This window comes from Pseudomonas sp. FP2294 (assembly GCF_030687625.1).
Classification (GTDB): Bacteria; Pseudomonadota; Gammaproteobacteria; order Pseudomonadales; family Pseudomonadaceae; genus Aquipseudomonas; species Aquipseudomonas shahriarae.
In genome coordinates, this window is the sequence record NZ_CP117441.1 from 135344 (window position 1) to 156005 (window position 20662).

Sequence of the window (20662 nt, forward strand, 5' to 3'; positions counted from 1 at the left end):
CATCCCTCATGAGGAGAACTGACGACAGCCTGTCAGCAGCATAGGCCAACGGAGCGCGATTGGACGTGAGTATGCCGTGCAATCGTTGCCCCATGCCAGTGAACGGTGGCCGCAAATGAATCGGCCGCCTCAAGAGGCGGCCGGTTCAGTGGTTCATTAGGAGTGATCGACCTTGATGGTCGGGTCAGCACCAGTGATCAACGAGTTGATCGATTGGCCAGACCAGTTGTTGCCTTCCAGCTTGATCGTCACATCCGCATTGGCCAGGCCGCCGTCAGCGTTGAGCTTGCCTTCGGAACTGATCTGCAGCGTGGTCACGTTATCCACCGTGGTCAACTTCAGGAAGTTGTCGATGGTGCTGTCGGTTTCGCCCTTGAGCAGGTCACGCAGGTCGATACGGTCGCCTTCCGAGGCCTTGAAGTCCTTGATCACGTCGTTGCCGACGTCACCGGATCTCCAGACGAAGGTATCGGCACCGGTGCCGCCGATCAGGATGTCATTACCCTGGCCGCCGATCAGCGTGTCGTTACCCGTGCCGCCCAACAGGATGTCGTTGCCCTTGCCACCGTCCAGGTAGTCGTTGCCGCCCTGGCCGAACAGGATGTCATCACCCGAGCCACCCAGCAGGGTGTCATTACCGTCTTTGGCACCCGAGGTGTTGAACTCGGTGTAATGCTCGGTGATGTACTTGTGCACATCCTGGCCGGTGACAGCAGCAACCGCCACGCCGTTTTTCCCTGCCACGTAGGTCTGGATGGCGTTATAGCCCTCGCCGGTAATGCCCGGGAAGCTCACCAGGTCGCCGAACAGGATATCGTTGCCGTCACCTCCATCGACACGGTCGGCACCCGGCAGGGTGGCCTCGCTGTGACCGAGGATGGCGTTGGCCAGGTCCTTCGGATCGATGTTGCTTTGTGGCTTGTTGTCGCTGTCGTACGGTGCCAACTGATTCAGGCTGATCCCGCTGTTGAGGCCGATGGCTTCTACGCCACCTGTGGACAGGCCCTTGAGCAGTGCGAACGCGTTCTGCGAGTTGCTGATGAGCGTTGGATCGTTGATGTTTGAGGATGAGGCTGTACCGTTGCCGCCAACGGACGACAACTCATAGGTGCCATCCCCTTGGGCATGAATGGTACCCAGGTTGGACTGCCCCCAACCCCACCAGTTGTAGGTCCCGAGGGTCACCGTCCCTACCGTATTGATGTCAAGGTAGTGCTCCGAATCGATAGTGATCCGCGTGGCGGTACCCAGGGTGTAGTTACTCATGTTGACAACATCGTCCAGCTTGACGTTGCCGTACAAGCTCGGATTGGTCTGCTCATAGCGCTGGTAGTACGTCGGCTGACCATCGGTGATGAAGTAAGTGGTGTTGATTGCATCCTTGTTGCCAGTCGCCTGGCCACTTTTGAAGAAGTTGGATGCAGCCTTGAACACGTCTTCGTAGTTGGTGCCGCCGGTCGACACCATCTTATCCAGGACCTTCTGCAGCGCATCCAGTGCACCCGGGTCTTTCAGGTTGACTGTAACCGTACGATTGACCTGGTCACTGAAGTCCGCCAGGAAGATGTTCACGGTGCCAGAGGTGCTGGAGCCGATACTGTTTTTCAGTGAGTTGAACACGGTGGTCAGCGAGGCTTTCGCCGCCGCTACCGAGTCCGAACCCATACTGCCCGACGTATCGATCATGAACGCGATGTTGTAGTTTTTGCCCTGGACCACGTTCAGGCCAGAAACGTCCGCCACGATGATGTCGTTGCCGCTGCTACCGGTGACGTTGTCATCGCCCGAAGTCGCCGTGCTCCCGCTATAGGTGGCCGGGTACACCTTGACTGGCACATTGGCAACGGTTGTGGCCGAGCCGCCGAGGCTTTCGGTGGAGGTCGACGTCACGGTCAGGTTGTACTGGCCGCTGGTGTAAGGCAGTGGTTTGAGGCTCAAATTATTGAGGTCCCAACCGGTGACATTGACTTCGGTCTGGCCATTGGTAGCCGTAAAGGTATGCCCGGCACCATCGCTGAGCACTGCGCCCACCGGGATGCTGCCGATCTTCACGCTCAGGGTTTCCGAGCCGTCGGTATCGGTCAGGCCAGTGGTGACCTTGGTCAGTTTGACCGTGCCGTTTTCCAGCCCTTCGTTGAGCTTATACGCGTCGTAGTAGCCCTGGCCGTTGGTGCCATGCAGGTCAGACACCTGGGCACCTGCGTTGATCAGGTCGTTGACCCCGGTGTAGATCGGGATGTTGGTATTACTCAGGTTCGTCGCCGCCCCACCGTTGATCGACAGGTTAACGTCATAGCCGCCGGCATTTGACTGGTTCGCATGGTAAATATCGATGCTGTAGTAGCCATTGCTGGTCGGGGTGAACGTGCCGCTGAACTGGCCGGAGTTCGAGCCCCAGGTACCGCTAGCCACGTCTTTGCCGCCGATTCTGATCAGGAGACTGTCATCGGCATAGCCGCTGAAGGTATAGGCCTTGCCGGCTTCCAGATAGATCAAGCCTGAGGTTTTCGACCCCGCGCCAGCTGGTACGTTGGCCGTCGACTCGACATTGGTCGAAAGCGTCGTGCTGTTAGGCGTACCCGCGTTATCGATCGCATTTTTCAGTGCGGTCGGTGTCGCGCCATTGCCGTTGGTGCCCAGGTTCGCAATGCTGTTCCAGCTCTGCTTGGTCAGGCCTACCGATGCGATGTTGTTATCGGCAACGCTCAACGTCGGCGCGTCCGCAACCGGGGTGATGTCGACTTTCACGGTAGCGCTGGTGCCCAGGTCCTTGCCATCGGTTGGCTGGAACTTGAACTGTGCGTAATCAGCCTGCTTGTTGCCCACACCGGTGCCGCCGTAGCCGTCGGCTCCGGATTCGTTGGCGTTTGGCGTGAAGCGCAACTGGCCGCCGTCGATCTGCGCCTTGGTGAAGGTCTGGCCGGCTGTCACGTTGGTCCAGGTAGTGCCGTCCGCTGCCAGGTACTGCAGCTTGCCGGCGACTGGCAGCTCGGTGATTTTCACCCCGAGGCTGGCCTGAGGGGAATCCACATCGGTGACCCCGAAATTGGCCCAAGTCAGCTTCAGCGATGTGTCTTCGGTGCCGGTGACGGCGCCGCCAGTGGCAACCGGTGCGTCGTTGACCGCCACTACGTTGACTGTGGTGGTCGCTACGTTCGAGTAGTTGCCGCCGTCGGTCACGGTCACGGTGATGGTCCGTGGCGTGGTGCTCGGGTCGTCGCTGCTGTTGCTGAACGTGATGTTCTTGATCTGCTGCATGTAGTCAGCCAGCGACGCCGTCCCGGTTAGGGTCAGGGTGATCTTGCCGGTGACAGGATCCGTGACCGAGGTCACGTTCATACCGCTGACCTTGCTGTAGTCCAGCACGTCGTTCGGCTGAGTATTGGTCAACACCACCGTGGCGCCAGTCAGCTGGGTGCTGTCCGGGTCGGTGATGCGGATGTCGGTGTCAGCAATCGACACGCCAGTGCCGCCTTCGGTGAACGTGGTCTTGAAGTCGTTCCCGGTGGCGCCGCTGGAGTTGTTGGCATCCAGGTCGATGGTCGGTGGTGCATCGTTATCGATGATCGACGTTTCGATTTTACCGTTGGTGGTGCTGACAACCAGGTTCTCGAAGTTACCGCCGGAGGTACCGGAGATACTGATCTCGAACTTCTCCGTAGGCTCGGTCAGCTTGTCGTCGATGGTCTTGATATCGAACGTCGCAGTGCTTTGGCCGGCTGGAATCTTCACGGTGTACACGCCGTTGAAGTCCGAACCGTCCTGGGCCACACCTTTATACGAGAGGGTCACCGTGACTTCGGTGGCTGCCGGCTGGGTCAGGTTCAACGTGTAATGAGCGGTCTGGCCTTCGGTCACCGAGGTATCGCCCGCGATACTGATCACGGTGTTGCTCGTCACGTCCGTCACCTTGGTGACTACCGGAGTACCGACCGGGATCAGGTTTTCATACTTGTCGCCACCGCTGACCACGTTAGTGATCTTCGCGGAAATATCCTTGGCGCCCACGTAGAAGTCATTCGGCGCGGTGAAGTTGGCGGTACTGCTGGTCTTGCCATTACCAATGGTAATGATCAAGTCGTTGTCCAACTTGATCACCAGGTCGGAACCCACGTTGGTCACGGCCGCACCGTTTTTGTCCACGAGGCTGGCGGTGTAGACGATCTGGCCACCTTCGGCGACGTTGGCGGTGGCGGTCAGCACAACCCTCACCTCGTCGATGGTGTCGTTGATGGTTGTGGTTGCGCCATCGCCAGCAACTACGAGCTTCTCGAAGTTGCCACCGTCAGTCCCGGTGATCTGAACGGTCTGGGTGCTCTTGTCGACGAACACGTCATCGCCAGGGGCATCAACGGTGACGGTACCGACGGTTTCACCGGCCTTGATGGTGATGGTCTGTTTGTTGTCCAGCGTCAGGGTGACGTCGGTATCCGCTTTATTCGAAAGCGTAGCGGTGTAGGTGATCTGGCCACCTTCACTCACTTCCGACGGAGCCGTCAGCGTTACTGTCGTAGTGTTATCGGTACCTGGGGTATCAGTAACAGTCGTGGTGACCTTGTCAGTGCCCGGAACCAGGTTTTCGAAGTGCTCGCCACCGGTAACTTCTTTAATGCCGGTAGTAACAGTCTGATCGCCTTTGTACACGTCATCCGGAGCTGTAGTCGAAACAGTACCGCTCGACTGGTTCACACCGATGGTGATGACCTGGTTGTTATCCAGGGTCACAGTCACAGGGCTGGTGATGTTAGTCACCGGCGCGCCGTTCTTATCTACCAAGGTAGCGGTGTAGACGATCTCGCCGCCTTCACCCACGGTTTTGGTGGCGGTCAGCACCACATCGACCTTGTCGATGGTGTCGTTGATGGTGGTAGTCGCGCCATCGCCAGCAACCACGAGCTTCTCGAAGTTGCCGCCGTCAGTCCCGGTGATCTGGACGGTCTGGGTGCTCTTGTCGACGAACACGTCATCGCCAGGGGCATCAACGGTGACGGTACCGACGGTTTCACCGGCCTTGATGGTGATGGTCTGTTTGTTGTCCAGCGTCAGGGTGACGTCGGTATCCGCTTTATTCGAAAGCGTAGCGGTGTAGGTGATCTGGCCACCCTCACTCACTTCCGACGGAGCCGTCAGCGTCACGGTCGTAGTGTTATCGGTACCTGGGGTATCAGTAACAGTCGTAGTGACCTTATCAGTGCCCGGAACCAGGTTTTCAAAGTGCTCGCCACCGGTGACTTCTTTAATGCCGGTAGTAACAGTCTGATCGCCTTTGTACACGTCATCCGGAGCTGTAGTCGAAACAGTACCGCTCGACTGGTTCACACCGATGGTGATGACCTGGTTGTTATCCAGGGTCACGGTCACAGGGCTGGTGATGTTAGTCACCGGCGCGCCGTTCTTATCTACCAAGGTAGCGGTGTAGACGATCTCGCCGCCTTCACCCACGGTTTTGGTGGCGGTCAGGACCACATCGACCTTGTCGATGGTGTCGTTGATGGTTGTGGTTGCGCCATCGCCAGCGACTACGAGCTTCTCGAAGTTGCCGCCGTCAGTCCCGGTGATCTGGACGGTTTGGGTGCTCTTATCGACGAACACGTCATCGCCAGGGGCATCAACGGTGACGGTGCCGACAGTTTCACCGGCCTTGATGGTGATGGTTTGCTTGTTATCGAGGGTCAAGGTGACGTCAGTGTCAGCCTTGTTGCTCAAGGTGGCGGTGTAGGTGATGGTGCCGCCTTCGTTGACGGCGCTTGGCGCGGTCAGGGTGACGGTCGTGGTGTTATCTGTGCCCGGTGTGTCAGTCACGATGGTGGTGACTTTATCGGTACCCGGAACCAGGTTTTCAAAGTGCTCGCCACCGGTGACTTCTTTAATGCCGGTAGTAACAGTCTGGTCGCCTTTGTACACGTCATCCGGAGCTGTAGTCGAAACAGTACCGCTCGACTGGTTCACACCAATGGTGATGACCTGGTTGTTATCCAGGGTCACAGTCACAGGGCTGGTGATGTTAGTCACCGGCGCGCCGTTCTTATCTACCAAGGTAGCGGTGTAGACGATCTCGCCGCCTTCACCCACGGTTTTGGTGGCGGTCAGCACCACATCGACCTTGTCGATGGTGTCGTTGATGGTGGTAGTCGCGCCATCGCCAGCAACTACGAGCTTCTCGAAGTTGCCGCCGTCAGTCCCGGTGATCTGGACAGTCTGGGTGCTCTTGTCGACGAACACGTCATCGCCAGGGGCATCAACGGTGACGGTACCGACGGTTTCACCGGCCTTGATGGTGATGGTTTGCTTGTTATCGAGGGTCAAGGTGACGTCAGTGTCAGCCTTGTTGCTCAAGGTGGCGGTGTAGGTGATGGTGCCGCCTTCGTTGACGGCGCTTGGCGCGGTCAGGGTGACGGTCGTGGTGTTATCTGTGCCCGGTGTGTCAGTCACGATGGTGGTGACTTTATCGGTACCCGGAACCAGGTTTTCAAAGTGCTCGCCACCGGTGACTTCTTTAATGCCGGTAGTAACAGTCTGGTCGCCTTTGTACACGTCATCCGGAGCTGTAGTCGAAACAGTACCGCTCGACTGGTTCACACCAATGGTGATGACCTGGTTGTTATCCAGGGTCACGGTCACAGGGCTGGTGATGTTAGTCACCGGCGCGCCGTTTTTATCCACAAGGGTAGCGGTGTAAACGATCTCGCCGCCTTCGCCCACAGTTTTAGTGGCGGTCAGGACCACATCGACCTTGTCGATGGTGTCGTTGATGGTTGTGGTTGCGCCATCGCCAGCGACTACGAGCCTCTCGAAGTTGCCGCCGTCAGTCCCGGTGATCTGGACAGTCTGGGTGCTCTTGTCGACGAACACGTCATCGCCAGGGGCATCAACGGTGACGGTACCGACGGTTTCACCGGCCTTGATGGTGATGGTTTGTTTGTTATCGAGGGTCAAAGTGACGTCAGTGTCAGCCTTGTTGCTCAAGGTGGCGGTGTAGGTGATCTGGCCACCTTCACTCACTTCCGACGGAGCCGTCAAAGTCACGGTCGTGGTGTTATCGGTGCCCGGTGTGTCAGTCACGATGGTGGTGACTTTATCGGTACCCGGAACCAGGTTCTCAAAGTGCTCGCCACCGGTGACTTCTTTAATGCCGGTAGTAACAGTCTGATCGCCTTTGTACACGTCATCCGGAGCTGTAGTCGAAACAGTACCGCTCGACTGGTTCACACCGATGGTGATGACCTGGTTGTTATCCAGGGTCACGGTCACAGGGCTGGTGATGTTAGTCACCGGCGCGCCGTTCTTATCTACCAAGGTAGCGGTGTAGACGATCTCGCCGCCTTCACCCACGGTTTTGGTGGCGGTCAGGACCACATCGACCTTGTCGATGGTGTCGTTGATGGTTGTGGTTGCGCCATCGCCAGCGACTACGAGCTTCTCGAAGTTGCCGCCGTCAGTCCCGGTGATCTGGACGGTTTGGGTGCTCTTATCGACGAACACGTCATCGCCAGGGGCATCAACGGTGACGGTGCCGACAGTTTCACCGGCCTTGATGGTGATGGTTTGCTTGTTATCGAGGGTCAAGGTGACGTCAGTGTCAGCCTTGTTGCTCAAGGTGGCGGTGTAGGTGATGGTGCCGCCTTCGTTGACGGCGCTTGGCGCGGTCAGGGTGACGGTAGTGGTGTTATCTGTGCCCGGTGTGTCAGTCACGATGGTGGTGACTTTATCGGTACCCGGAACCAGGTTTTCAAAGTGCTCGCCACCGGTGACTTCTTTAATGCCGGTAGTAACAGTCTGATCGCCTTTGTACACATCATCCGGAGCTGTAGTCGAAACAGTACCGCTCGACTGGTTCACACCGATGGTGATGACCTGGTTGTTATCCAGGGTCACGGTCACAGGGCTGGTGATGTTAGTCACCGGCGCGCCGTTCTTATCTACCAAGGTAGCGGTGTAGACGATCTCGCCGCCTTCACCCACGGTTTTGGTGGCGGTCAGCACCACATCGACCTTGTCGATGGTGTCGTTGATGGTTGTGGTTGCGCCATCGCCAGCGACTACGAGCTTCTCGAAGTTGCCGCCGTCAGTCCCGGTGATCTGGACAGTCTGGGTGCTCTTGTCGACGAACACGTCATCGCCAGGGGCATCAACGGTGACGGTACCGACGGTTTCACCGGCCTTGATGGTGATGGTTTGTTTGTTATCGAGGGTCAAAGTGACGTCAGTGTCAGCCTTGTTGCTCAAGGTGGCGGTGTAGGTGATCTGGCCACCTTCACTCACTTCCGACGGAGCCGTCAAAGTCACGGTCGTGGTGTTATCGGTGCCCGGTGTGTCAGTCACGATGGTGGTGACTTTATCGGTACCCGGAACCAGGTTCTCAAAGTGCTCGCCACCGGTGACTTCTTTAATGCCGGTAGTAACAGTCTGATCGCCTTTGTACACATCATCCGGAGCTGTAGTCGAAACAGTACCGCTCGACTGGTTCACACCAATGGTGATGACCTGGTTGTTATCCAGGGTCACGGTCACAGGGCTGGTGATGTTAGTCACCGGCGCGCCGTTTTTATCCACAAGGGTAGCGGTGTAAACGATCTCGCCGCCTTCGCCCACAGTTTTAGTGGCGGTCAGGACCACATCGACCTTGTCGATGGTGTCGTTGATGGTTGTGGTTGCGCCATCGCCAGCGACTACGAGCTTCTCGAAGTTGCCGCCGTCAGTCCCGGTGATCTGGACAGTCTGGGTGCTCTTGTCGACGAACACGTCATCGCCAGGGGCATCAACGGTGACGGTGCCGACGGTTTCACCGGCTTTGATGGTGATGGTCTGTTTGTTATCCAGCGTCAGGGTGACGTCGGTATCCGCTTTATTCGAAAGCGTAGCGGTGTAGGTGATCTGGCCACCCTCACTCACTTCCGACGGAGCCGTCAGCGTCACGGTCGTAGTGTTATCGGTACCTGGGGTATCAGTAACAGTCGTAGTGACCTTATCAGTGCCCGGAACCAGGTTTTCAAAGTGCTCGCCACCGGTGACTTCTTTAATGCCGGTAGTAACAGTCTGATCGCCTTTGTACACGTCATCCGGAGCTGTAGTCGAAACAGTACCGCTCGACTGGTTCACACCGATGGTGATGACCTGGTTGTTATCCAGGGTCACGGTCACAGGGCTGGTGATGTTAGTCACCGGCGCGCCGTTCTTATCTACCAAGGTAGCGGTGTAGACGATCTCGCCGCCTTCACCCACGGTTTTGGTGGCGGTCAGGACCACATCGACCTTGTCGATGGTGTCGTTGATGGTTGTGGTTGCGCCATCGCCAGCGACTACGAGCTTCTCGAAGTTGCCGCCGTCAGTCCCGGTGATCTGGACGGTTTGGGTGCTCTTATCGACGAACACGTCATCGCCAGGGGCATCAACGGTGACGGTGCCGACAGTTTCACCGGCCTTGATGGTGATGGTTTGCTTGTTATCGAGGGTCAAGGTGACGTCAGTGTCAGCCTTGTTGCTCAAGGTGGCGGTGTAGGTGATGGTGCCGCCTTCGTTGACGGCGCTTGGCGCGGTCAGGGTGACGGTAGTGGTGTTATCTGTGCCCGGTGTGTCAGTCACGATGGTGGTGACTTTATCGGTACCCGGAACCAGGTTTTCAAAGTGCTCGCCACCGGTGACTTCTTTAATGCCGGTAGTAACAGTCTGGTCGCCTTTGTACACGTCATCCGGAGCTGTAGTCGAAACAGTACCGCTCGACTGGTTCACACCAATGGTGATGACCTGGTTGTTATCCAGGGTCACGGTCACAGGGCTGGTGATGTTAGTCACCGGCGCGCCGTTTTTATCCACAAGGGTAGCGGTGTAAACGATCTCGCCGCCTTCACCCACGGTTTTGGTGGCGGTCAGGACCACATCGACCTTGTCGATGGTGTCGTTGATGGTTGTGGTTGCGCCATCGCCAGCGACTACGAGCTTCTCGAAGTTGCCGCCGTCGGTGCCGGTGATCTGGACGGTCTGGGTGCTCTTGTCGACGAACACGTCGTCGCCTGGAGCATCAACGGTGACGGTACCAACAGTTTCGCCGGCCTTGATGGTGATGGTTTGCTTGTTGTCCAGCGTCAGGGTGACGTCGGTATCCGCTTTATTAGAAAGCGTAGCGGTGTAGGTGATTTTCCCACCTTCACTCACTTCCGACGGAGCCGTCAGCGTCACTGTCGTGGTGTTATCGGTACCTGGGGTATCAGTCACGATGGTGGTGACTTTATCGGTACCTGGAACCAGGTTCTCAAAGTGCGTGCCACCAGTTACTTCCTTGATGCCGGTAGTAACAGTCTGGTCGCCTTTGTACACATCATCCGGAGCCACAACCGAGACAGTACCGCTCGACTGGTTCACACCAATGGTGATGACCTGATTGTTATCCAGGGTCACAGTCACAGGGTTGGTGATGTTGGTTACCGGCGCGCCGTTTTTATCCACAAGGGTGGCGGTGTAGACGATCTCGCCGCCTTCACCCACAGTTTTGGTGGCGGTCAGCACTACATCGACTTTGTCGATGGTGTCGTTGATGGTGGTAGTCGCGCCATTGCCAGCAACCACGAGCTTCTCGAAGTTGCCGCCGTCGGTGCCGGTGATCTGGACGGTCTGGGTGCTCTTGTCGACGAACACGTCGTCGCCTGGAGCATCAACGGTGACGGTACCAACAGTTTCGCCGGCCTTGATGGTGATGGTTTGTTTGTTATCGAGTGTCAGGGTGACGTCAGTGTCAGCCTTGTTGCTCAAGGTGGCGGTGTAAGTGATCTGGCCACCTTCACTCACTTCCGAAGGAGCAGTCAGCGTCACGGTCGTGGTGTTATCGGTGCCCGGTGTGTCAGTGACAGTCGTGGTGACCTTGTCAGTACCTGGAACCAGGTTTTCAAAGTGCTCGCCACCGGTGACTTCTTTAATGCCGGTAGTAACAGTCTGGTCGCCTTTGTACACATCATCTGGAGCCACAACCGAGACAGTCCCGCTCGACTGGTTCACACCAATGGTGATGACCTGGTTGTTATCCAGGGTCACAGTCACAGGGTTGGTGATGTTAGTTACTGGCGCACCGTTTTTATCCACAAGGGTGGCGGTGTAAACGATCTCGCCGCCTTCGCCCACAGTTTTAGTGGCGGTCAGGACCACATCGACCTTGTCGATGGTGTCGTTGATGGTGGTAGTCGCGCCATTGCCAGCAACCACGAGCTTCTCGAAGTTGCCGCCGTCAGTCCCGGTGATCTGGACAGTCTGGGTGCTCTTATCGACGAACACGTCATCGCCAGGGGCATCAACGGTGACGGTACCGACGGTTTCGCCGGCCTTGATGGTGATGGTTTGTTTGTTATCGAGTGTCAGGGTGACGTCAGTGTCAGCCTTGTTGCTCAAGGTGGCGGTGTAAGTGATCTGGCCACCTTCACTCACTTCCGAAGGAGCAGTCAGCGTCACGGTCGTGGTGTTATCGGTGCCCGGTGTGTCAGTGACAGTCGTGGTGACCTTGTCAGTACCTGGAACCAGGTTTTCAAAGTGCTCGCCACCGGTGACTTCTTTAATGCCGGTAGTAACAGTCTGGTCGCCTTTGTACACATCATCTGGAGCCACAACCGAGACAGTCCCGCTCGACTGGTTCACACCAATGGTGATGACCTGGTTGTTATCCAGGGTCACGGTCACAGGGCTGGTGATGTTAGTCACCGGCGCGCCGTTTTTATCCACCAAGGTAGCGGTGTAAACGATCTCGCCGCCTTCACCCACAGTTTTAGTGGCGGTCAGGACCACATCGACCTTGTCGATGGTGTCGTTGATGGTGGTAGTCGCGCCATTGCCAGCAACCACGAGCTTCTCGAAGTTGCCGCCGTCAGTCCCTGTGATCTGGACGGTCTGGGTGCTCTTATCGACGAACACGTCATCGCCAGGGGCATCAACGGTGACGGTGCCGACTGTTTCGCCCGCTTTGATGGTGATGGTTTGTTTGTTATCGAGTGTCAGGGTGACGTCAGTGTCAGCCTTGTTGCTCAAGGTGGCGGTGTAAGTGATCTGGCCACCTTCACTCACTTCCGAAGGAGCAGTCAGCGTCACGGTCGTGGTGTTATCGGTGCCCGGTGTGTCAGTGACAGTCGTGGTGACCTTGTCAGTACCTGGAACCAGGTTTTCAAAGTGCTCGCCACCGGTGACTTCTTTAATGCCGGTAGTAACAGTCTGGTCGCCTTTGTACACATCATCTGGAGCCACAACCGAGACAGTCCCGCTCGACTGGTTCACACCAATGGTGATGACCTGGTTGTTATCCAGGGTCACAGTCACAGGGTTGGTGATGTTAGTTACTGGCGCACCGTTTTTATCCACAAGGGTGGCGGTGTAAACGATCTCGCCGCCTTCGCCCACAGTTTTAGTGGCGGTCAGGACCACATCGACCTTGTCGATGGTGTCGTTGATGGTGGTAGTCGCGCCATTGCCAGCAACCACGAGCTTCTCGAAGTTGCCGCCGTCAGTCCCGGTGATCTGGACAGTCTGGGTGCTCTTATCGACGAACACGTCATCGCCAGGGGCATCAACGGTGACGGTACCGACGGTTTCGCCGGCCTTGATGGTGATGGTTTGTTTGTTATCGAGTGTCAGGGTGACGTCAGTGTCAGCCTTGTTGCTCAAGGTGGCGGTGTAAGTGATCTGGCCACCTTCACTCACTTCCGAAGGAGCAGTCAGCGTCACGGTCGTGGTGTTATCGGTGCCCGGTGTGTCAGTGACAGTCGTGGTGACCTTGTCAGTACCTGGAACCAGGTTTTCAAAGTGCTCGCCACCGGTGACTTCTTTAATGCCGGTAGTAACAGTCTGGTCGCCTTTGTACACATCATCTGGAGCCACAACCGAGACAGTCCCGCTCGACTGGTTCACACCAATGGTGATGACCTGGTTGTTATCCAGGGTCACGGTCACAGGGCTGGTGATGTTAGTCACCGGCGCGCCGTTTTTATCCACCAAGGTAGCGGTGTAAACGATCTCGCCGCCTTCACCCACAGTTTTGGTGGCGGTCAGTACCACATCAACCTTGTCGATAGTGTCGTTGATCTGCGTCGTCGCCCCACCCGGTGCGATATCAAGCTTCTCGAAGCCACCACCCACGATGTCCGGATTGATCGTGACGTTGATCGGACCTGCATCTTTGAATACGTCGTCGCTCGGTGCCTTGGACGTCACCTGGCCTGTCGTCTCGCCCTTGGCGATAGTGATCACGTCACCATTGCTCAAGGTCAGGGTCAGGTCGCTGCCGGCCTTGTTGCTCAAGGTCGCGGTGTAGGTGATGTTGCCACCTTCGTCGGCCTCGCCTGGTGCGGTCAGGGTGACGGTGGTGGTGTCGGTGGTGCCGGGTGTGTCGGTCACGGTGGTGTTGACCGGCGTGGTGCCCGGTACCAGGTTCTCGAAATGCGCGCCGCCGGTCACATTGGTGATAGCGGTGGTGACGGTCTGGTTGCCCTCATACACGTCGTTCGGCGCAACAGTGGTGGCAGTGCCAGCGGACTGGCCGACACCAATGGTGATGGCCTGGCCATTGTCCAGCGTCACGGTCAACGGATTGGTGGTGTTAGTGACCGGGTTACCTGCCTTGTCCACCAGCGACGCGGTGTAGACGATATTACCGCCTTCGCCCACGGTGGTAGTCGCAGTCAGGACCACATCGACCTTGTCGATAGTGTCGTTGACGGTGGTGGTAGCGCCGTCACCGGCCACTTCCAGTTTTTCGAAGTTGCCGCCAGTAGTCTCGACGATCTTTACGGTTTGCGTGCTTTTGTCGACAAACACATCATCGCCCGGAGCATCGACGGTGACGGAGCCGACGGTTTCACCCGCCTTGATGATGATGGTCGACCCGTTATCCAGCTTCAGCGTAACGTCAGTGTCGGCTTTATTGGAGAGCGTGGCGGTGTAGGTAATCTGCCCGCCTTCGCTGACATCGCCTGGCGCAGTCAGCGTTACGGTGGTGGTGTCGACCGAATCGGTGATGGTGGTGACGGCTGGCGTGGTGTTGGGCACCAGGTTTTCAAAGTTGCCACCGGTCGTGCCGGTGATGGTCGTCGTGACGGTGCTGCCGTTGACGTAGACGTCGTTCGCCGGGGTGTCGACCACCACGGTACCGACGGACTCGCCGGCCTTGATGGTGATCACCGAGCCGTTGGACAAGGTCACGGTCACGGGGGTTTGCGCCGGGTTGGTCAGCGTCGCGGTGTAGGTGATCTGGCCGCCTTCGGTGACGGTGTTAGTGGCGGTGAGGGTCACGCCGGTGTCGTCGACCGAATCGGTAATCGTGGTGACGGCTGGTGTGGTGTTGGGCACCAGGTTTTCGAAGTTGCCACCGGTTGCCCCGGTGATGGTGGTGCTGACCGTGCTGCCATTGTTGTAGACGTCGTTGGCCGGTGTCTCGACCACCACTGTACCGGTGGACTTACCTGCCTCGATGTTGATCACCGAGCCGTTGCTCAAGGTAATGGTGACGGGCGTCTGCGCCGGGTTGGTCAAGGTCGCGGTGTAGGTGATCTGACCGCCTTCGGTCACCGTTTCGCCTGCTGTCAGGGTCACGGTGGTGGTGTCGATGGTGTCGGTGATCTGGGTGACGGCCGGCGTCGGGTCGACGGTCACGATCAGGTTGTTACCGCCGGTGGTGCCAGTGACGGTGACGCTGATCTGGCCTGGGTCGATGTACGGGCTGTCATTAGGCGCCAGGGGCACATTCACGGAGCCAGTCACCTGGCCGGCCGGGATGGTGATCACCGCGCCGTTGGACAGGGTGACGGTCAGGTTGCTGGTAGACGGCTGGGTCACCGTGGCGGTGTAGGTCAGCACGCCGCCGGCTTCGGTGATGGTCGGGGTGGCGCTCAGGGACAGGGTCGACGGCAAAGGTGCTGCCGTGAGCGGGTCGGTCGGCTGCCCGCCGAGTTCGTTGGTCAACGCATTGGTACCGAAACCCAGGCCAGCCGTTGGGAATCCAATGGTCGGATCAACCGAGCCTGCGGTCTCATCGAGCATCACAAAGCTGTGACCGCCCCCCGCCGCGCCGGTGCCAGCAGCTGCCGCGCCTGCGGCGGTGGCTTCCAGGTCGGTGGTCGGGTCAGCGCCGGCGGCGATTGCCTGCTGCAGTTCGGCAACCGAAGGTGCAGCCTGTGCGGTGGCTTGTGCCAGGTCCGTGCTGGAGTCGGGCGCGGTGGCGCTCCACTGGGTGTCACGGCCCAGGTCCAGGGTGCGGCCATCGGCCAGCTCCAGGCTGACTGCGCCCGACATCCCGGTGTCTATCTGGTCGCCGGCGAAAAGGCGATCACCTTCAACAAGCACCCGGCGGGCCCCTTCCGGAGAAATGACGAAAACTTGGCCAACAATGCTTTTGACGATGGCAACAACACTGCTCATTGAAGATTTCTCCGGCGATCCATTCTGTGGGTGTTCCTAGGGCTGAGATCTGATGGGATTCATCAGCCTGGGAGGGGCGTAGTTTATAAAACGAATGACGTCAAATAATTGGCTGTATTTTTTGGCGATTTACTTTATGCCAAACTATTGACCTTCTTGGCGCCATCCTAAACAATCGCCTCGCTAATGTCACATTGATATTCACGCGGCGAACCGTCCTACATGTGTGAACCAGTTCCGCTTTTGAACTTTCCGACGTACGGTCATTACGGTAGCCATTTTCTAACGCAGCACGCCAAGTTGCTGTGACTTGAGACAAGAAGTCCTGGGGATTCTTAAATGCGTTTGCACCTGCTTAAGGCAATACCGTTCGTTCTCGCCGCCAGTTTCGTACAAGCCCAAACCCTGCCCCAGGCCATGCAGCAAGCGCTGGATGTGCACCCTGAGATTCAGGCAGGTGTCAATGCTCGTATCGCGGCTGACTATCAATTGCGTGCGGCCAAGGGCGGTTACCTGCCCCGTGTCGACCTGAACGCCGGTTATGGCCGTGAAGGCACCGACAGCTCGTCCACCCGTGCCCGTGGTGGCCATTGGGACACCCTCAATCGCGGTGAGTCGAGCCTGCGTCTGCAGCAAATGGTTTTTGACGGTTTTGCCACCTCCAGTGAAGTTGGGCGTCAACAAGCCACCGTTAACTCCCGCGCGTTTTCGTTGCTTGGCACTTCCGAGCGCACTGCATTAACGGTAGCCCAGGTTTATCTGGACGTCCTGACCCGTCGTGAATTCGTGCGCCTGGCTGAAGACAACCTGCGTAACCACGAGCGCATTTACGACCAGATCAAGTTGCGCACCCAGCGCGGCGTCGGCAGCGGGGCTGACCTGGACCAGGCCGAAGCCCGTCTGGCCCAGGCCCGCAACAACGTGATCACCGAGCAGACCAACCTGGCCGATGCCCAGACCAACTACCTGAGCGCTGTCGGCCAGGAAGCCGATCAATTGGAGCGTCCGCCCAGCTTCATGGCGATGCTGCCTGCAGACCTGAACGAAGCACGTCGCCAGATGCTGGATAACAGCCCAATCCTGCGCTCGGCCGAATCCGACATCGCCGCCGCCGAAAAACAATACGAAGCCGCCAAGTCTTCCTTCTACCCACGCTTCGACGCCGAGTTGGGCCGCAACGCCGACAACAACATCGACGGCGACGCCAGCCACAACAATGGCTGGGAAGCGATGCTGCGTATGCGCTTCAACCTGTACGCCGGTGGCAGCAACAAAGCCGAGCTGGAGTCCAAGTCCTACCAGTCCAACCAGGCCCTGGATATCCGCAATAACGCCTTGCGCCAGTTGAACGAAGAACTGGGCCTGGCCTGGAACGCCATGAACAACGCCAATGCCCAGGTGCCGATTGCCCAGCAATACGTCGACCACAGCAGCAAAGTACGCGGCGCCTACCAGAAGCAATTCAGCCTGGGCGAGCGGACCCTGCTCGACTTGCTCGACAGTGAAAACGAACTGTTCACCGCTTCGCGTCGTCTGGAAGAGATAAAAAACGTTCAGTTATTTACTCAGTACCGAATCAAGGCGACCATGGGCGAGTTGCTCAAGAGCCAGGGAGTGGTCGCACCGATGGCCTCCGTCGTCCAGAACGATGTGAAGCCGAAAGTTCAACTGCCGGGGATGAATTGAGCTATTCCTTATAGACCCATCCGTTAGTTGAGAGAGCCCGCGTGGAATCAGAAGTTAGTCGAGTCCATCTCAGTCATGATCCACGCACATTGCACGACGACCCGTTACTCGACGGGTTGTTGGCTCTCTGTGCCCTGCACCAGAAGCCTGCCAGTGCGGCAATGCTGACCACCGGTCTGCCATTGCCGTCACAGCAGCTGACCGCCGATTTGCTGGCCCGGGCCGCGGCCCGCGCCGGTTTGCAAGGCCGGCTGCTGCAACGCAAGCTCGATTCGATCCCCGCGATTGCCATGCCGGCGCTGCTGTTGCTCAAGGACGGCCGGAGTGCCGTGCTGCTCGGCTGGCAGGGTGAAGACGAGGCCCAGGTTCTGCTCAGCGAAAGCGATGGCGGTGAAACCATCGTCAAGCGTCAAGCCTTGGCCGATGACTACATCGGCAAAGTGTTTTTTGCCCAGCCCCAGCACAAATTCGATGTCAGCCACGGCACCCTGATCCCTCGGGCCCGTTCGTGGTTTCGCGACACCCTCAAGCGTTCGCGCTGGCTCTACGCCGATGCCATCGCTGCCAGTTTCCTGATCAACCTGATTGCCATGGCCGCGCCGCTGTTCGTGATGAACGTCTACGACCGCGTGGTGCCGAACCAGGCCACCGCCACCCTGTGGGTGCTGGCCACCGGTATTTTCATCGCCTACGTCTTCGACCTGGTCCTCAAGAGCTTGCGCAGTCTGTGCCTGGACCTGGCCGGCAAAAAAACCGACCTGATCATCTCGGCCACGCTGTTCGAGCGGATCGTCGGCATGTCGATGAAGTACCGCCCGGCGCGGGTCGGCAGTTTCGCCCAGAACATCCACGAGTTTCAGAGCCTGCGCGACTTCCTCGCGTCCCTGACCCTCACCAGCCTGATCGACTTGCCGTTCACCCTGCTGATCTTCATGGTGATCGCCATCCTCGGCGGGCACCTGGTGTGGATCCCCATGCTGGCTTTCCCGATTGCCCTGGGCATCGGTTACCTGCTGCAAAAACCGCTGGTCGCCACCATGGAACGCACCATGGCCCTGGCCTCCGAGCGCCAGTCGAGCCTGATCGAAACCCTGGCCGGGCTGGATGCGGTCAAGGTCAACAACGCGGAAAGCGAGCGCCAGTACCAGTGGGAGCAGACCATTGGCACCCTCAGCCGCCTTGAGTTGCGGGTGAAAATGCTCTCTGGCCTGTCGATGAACATCACCCTGCTGATCCAGCAACTGGCGGGTGTGATCATGATTGTCTTCGGGGTCTACCAGATCATTGACGGCAACCTCAGCATGGGCGGCCTGATTGCCTGCTACATGCTCAGTGGCCGAGCCCTCAGCCCCCTGGCGTCGCTGTCGGGCCTGATGACCCGCTACCAGCAGGCCAAAGTCACCATGGTCTCCACCGACCAGATGATGGAACTGCCTCAGGAGCGCAACTTCGAAGAGCGCCCCTTGAGCCGCCGCACCCTGCAAGGTGCCATCGAGTGCCGGGGCCTGAACTTTACCTACCCCAACCAGCAGAACATGGCGCTCAAGAACATCAACCTGGTGATCAAGCCCGGCGAGAAAATTGGCATCATCGGGCGCAGCGGCTCGGGCAAAAGCTCCCTGGCCAAACTGATCGTCGGCCTCTACCAGCCCGACTCCGGCGCCCTGCTGGTGGACGGGGTGGACATTCGCCAGATCGACGTCAGCGAACTGCGCCACAACGTCGGCTATGTGCCTCAGGACATTCAACTGCTGGCCGGCACCCTGCGCGACAACCTGGTCTCCGGCGCCCGCTACGTTGAAGACGAAGTGGTGCTGCAAGCCGCCGAACTGGCCGGCGTCCACGAATTTGCCCGTCTGCACCCGCAAGGCTACGAACTGCAAGTGGGCGAGCGAGGCCAGAACCTCTCTGGCGGCCAGCGACAAAACGTCGCCCTGGCCCGTGCCCTGCTGCTCAACCCGCCTATCCTGCTGCTGGACGAACCGACCAGCGCCATGGACAACACCGGCGAGGAGCGCCTTAAACAGCGCCTGCAAGCCGTTGTGGAAAACAAGACGGTGGTGCTGGTGACACACCGGGCGTCGCTGCTGTCCCTGGTGGACCGCTTGTTGGTCATCGACCGTGGGCAAATCCTCGCCGATGGTCCGAAAGCCGTAGTGATGGAAGCGTTGAAGAAGGGGCAGATCAGTGTTGCGTAAATTCAAGGACGCGGTCCGTCGCTATTTCATTGGTTCCGATTCGCTGGACGGCCAGCCATTGCCAGAGGTCAAGAAGGCCCTGATCGAAGATGCCCCGCGCGTGGTGCGGCTGACCATCTGGGGGATCATCGGGTTTTTCCTGTGCATGTTGCTGTGGGCCGGCTTTGCCAAGGTCGACGAAGTCACGCGCGGCGATGGCAAGGCCATTCCATCCTCCAAGCTGCAGAAGATCCAGAACCTGGAAGGCGGCATCGTCGCCGAGCTGTTCGTCAAGGAAGGGCAGATCGTCGAAGCCGGCGCGCCGCTGATTCGCCTGGACGACACACGTTTTGTCTCCAACGCCGGGGAAACCGAGGCCCAGCGCCTGTCCCTGCTGTTGCGTATCGAGCGCTTGAGCGCCCAGGTCGAAGACCGGCCGTTGAACATCCCTGAAGATGTGCGGGCCGCTGCGCCCACCCAGGCCATCAACGAGCAGTCGCTGTACGAAAGCCGGCGCCAGCAGTTCAAGGACGAAATCGGCGGCTTGCAGGAACAACTGACCCAGCGCCAGCAAGAAATGCGCGAGTACACCTCCAAGCAGAGCCAGTACCGTAACCAGCTGTCGTTGCAGCGCCAGGAAATCAACATGTCCGAACCCCTGGTCGCCCAGGGTGCGGTGTCGCCGGTGGAAGTACTGCGCCTCAAGCGCGCAGAAATGGAAACCCGTGGCCAACTGGACGCCACCACCCTGGCCATCCCCCGTGCCGACTCGGCGATCAAGGAAGTACAGCGCAAGATCGACGAGACTCGCGGTAAGTATCGCAGTGAAGCCCTGACCGAGCTCAACGAAGCCCGCACCGACTTGAACAAGGCCCAGGCCACCGGCAAAGCCCTCGAAGACCGGGTGAGCCGGACCCTGGTCACCTCGCCGGTGCGCGGGATCGTCAAGCAACTGCTGGTCAACACCATCGGTGGGGTGATCCAGCCGGGCAGCGACATGGTAGAAATCGTCCCGTTGGACGACACCCTGCTGGTGGAAGCCAAGATCCGCCCGCAAGACATTGCCTTCCTGCACCCGGGGCAAGAGGCCGTGGTCAAGTTCACCGCCTATGACTACACCATCTACGGCGGCCTCAAGGCCAAGCTGGAGCGCATCGGTGCCGACACCATCACCGACGAAGACAAGAAAACCACCTACTACATGATCACCTTGCGCACCGACCGCAGCCACCTGGGTACCGATGAGAAGCCGCTGATCATCATCCCCGGCATGGTCGCCTCGGTCGATATCATCACCGGCAAGAAAACCATCCTCAGCTACCTGCTCAAGCCCATCATCAAGGCCCGGGCGGAGTCGCTGCAGGAGCGTTGATCTTCAGTGTCTGGGCGGGCCTCATCGCGAGCAAGCCCGCTCC

4 protein-coding genes are annotated in these 20662 nt (G+C 58.5%); 3 read left to right on the top strand and 1 reads right to left on the bottom strand.

What is annotated here, in order from left to right; genetic code table 11:
- Positions 1-156 precede the first annotated feature (156 nt).
- On the bottom strand, positions 157-15384 hold the full coding sequence (locus PSH73_RS00640; protein ID WP_305461744.1) for a retention module-containing protein: 15228 nt from the start codon (positions 15382-15384) through the stop codon (positions 157-159).
- A gap of 339 nt (positions 15385-15723) precedes the next feature.
- On the opposite strand from PSH73_RS00640, the gene PSH73_RS00645 reads away from it, so the two are divergent.
- The 3 genes from PSH73_RS00645 to PSH73_RS00655 are packed head-to-tail and all read left to right on the top strand — an operon-like array spanning position 15724 to position 20619.
- A complete protein-coding gene (locus tag PSH73_RS00645) occupies positions 15724-17070 on the top strand; it encodes a TolC family outer membrane protein (RefSeq protein ID WP_057438932.1) in 1347 nt (448 codons plus the stop codon).
- 41 nt (positions 17071-17111) lie between these two features.
- Positions 17112-19268 carry a type I secretion system permease/ATPase gene (locus tag PSH73_RS00650; protein WP_057957933.1) on the top strand — a complete coding sequence of 719 codons (2157 nt, stop codon included), beginning with the start codon at positions 17112-17114 and terminating at the stop codon, positions 19266-19268.
- A complete protein-coding gene (locus PSH73_RS00655) occupies positions 19261-20619 on the top strand; it encodes an HlyD family type I secretion periplasmic adaptor subunit (RefSeq protein WP_115129340.1) in 1359 nt (452 codons plus the stop codon). The genes PSH73_RS00650 and PSH73_RS00655 overlap by 8 nt, the downstream gene beginning before the upstream one ends.
- Positions 20620-20662 lie beyond the last annotated feature (43 nt).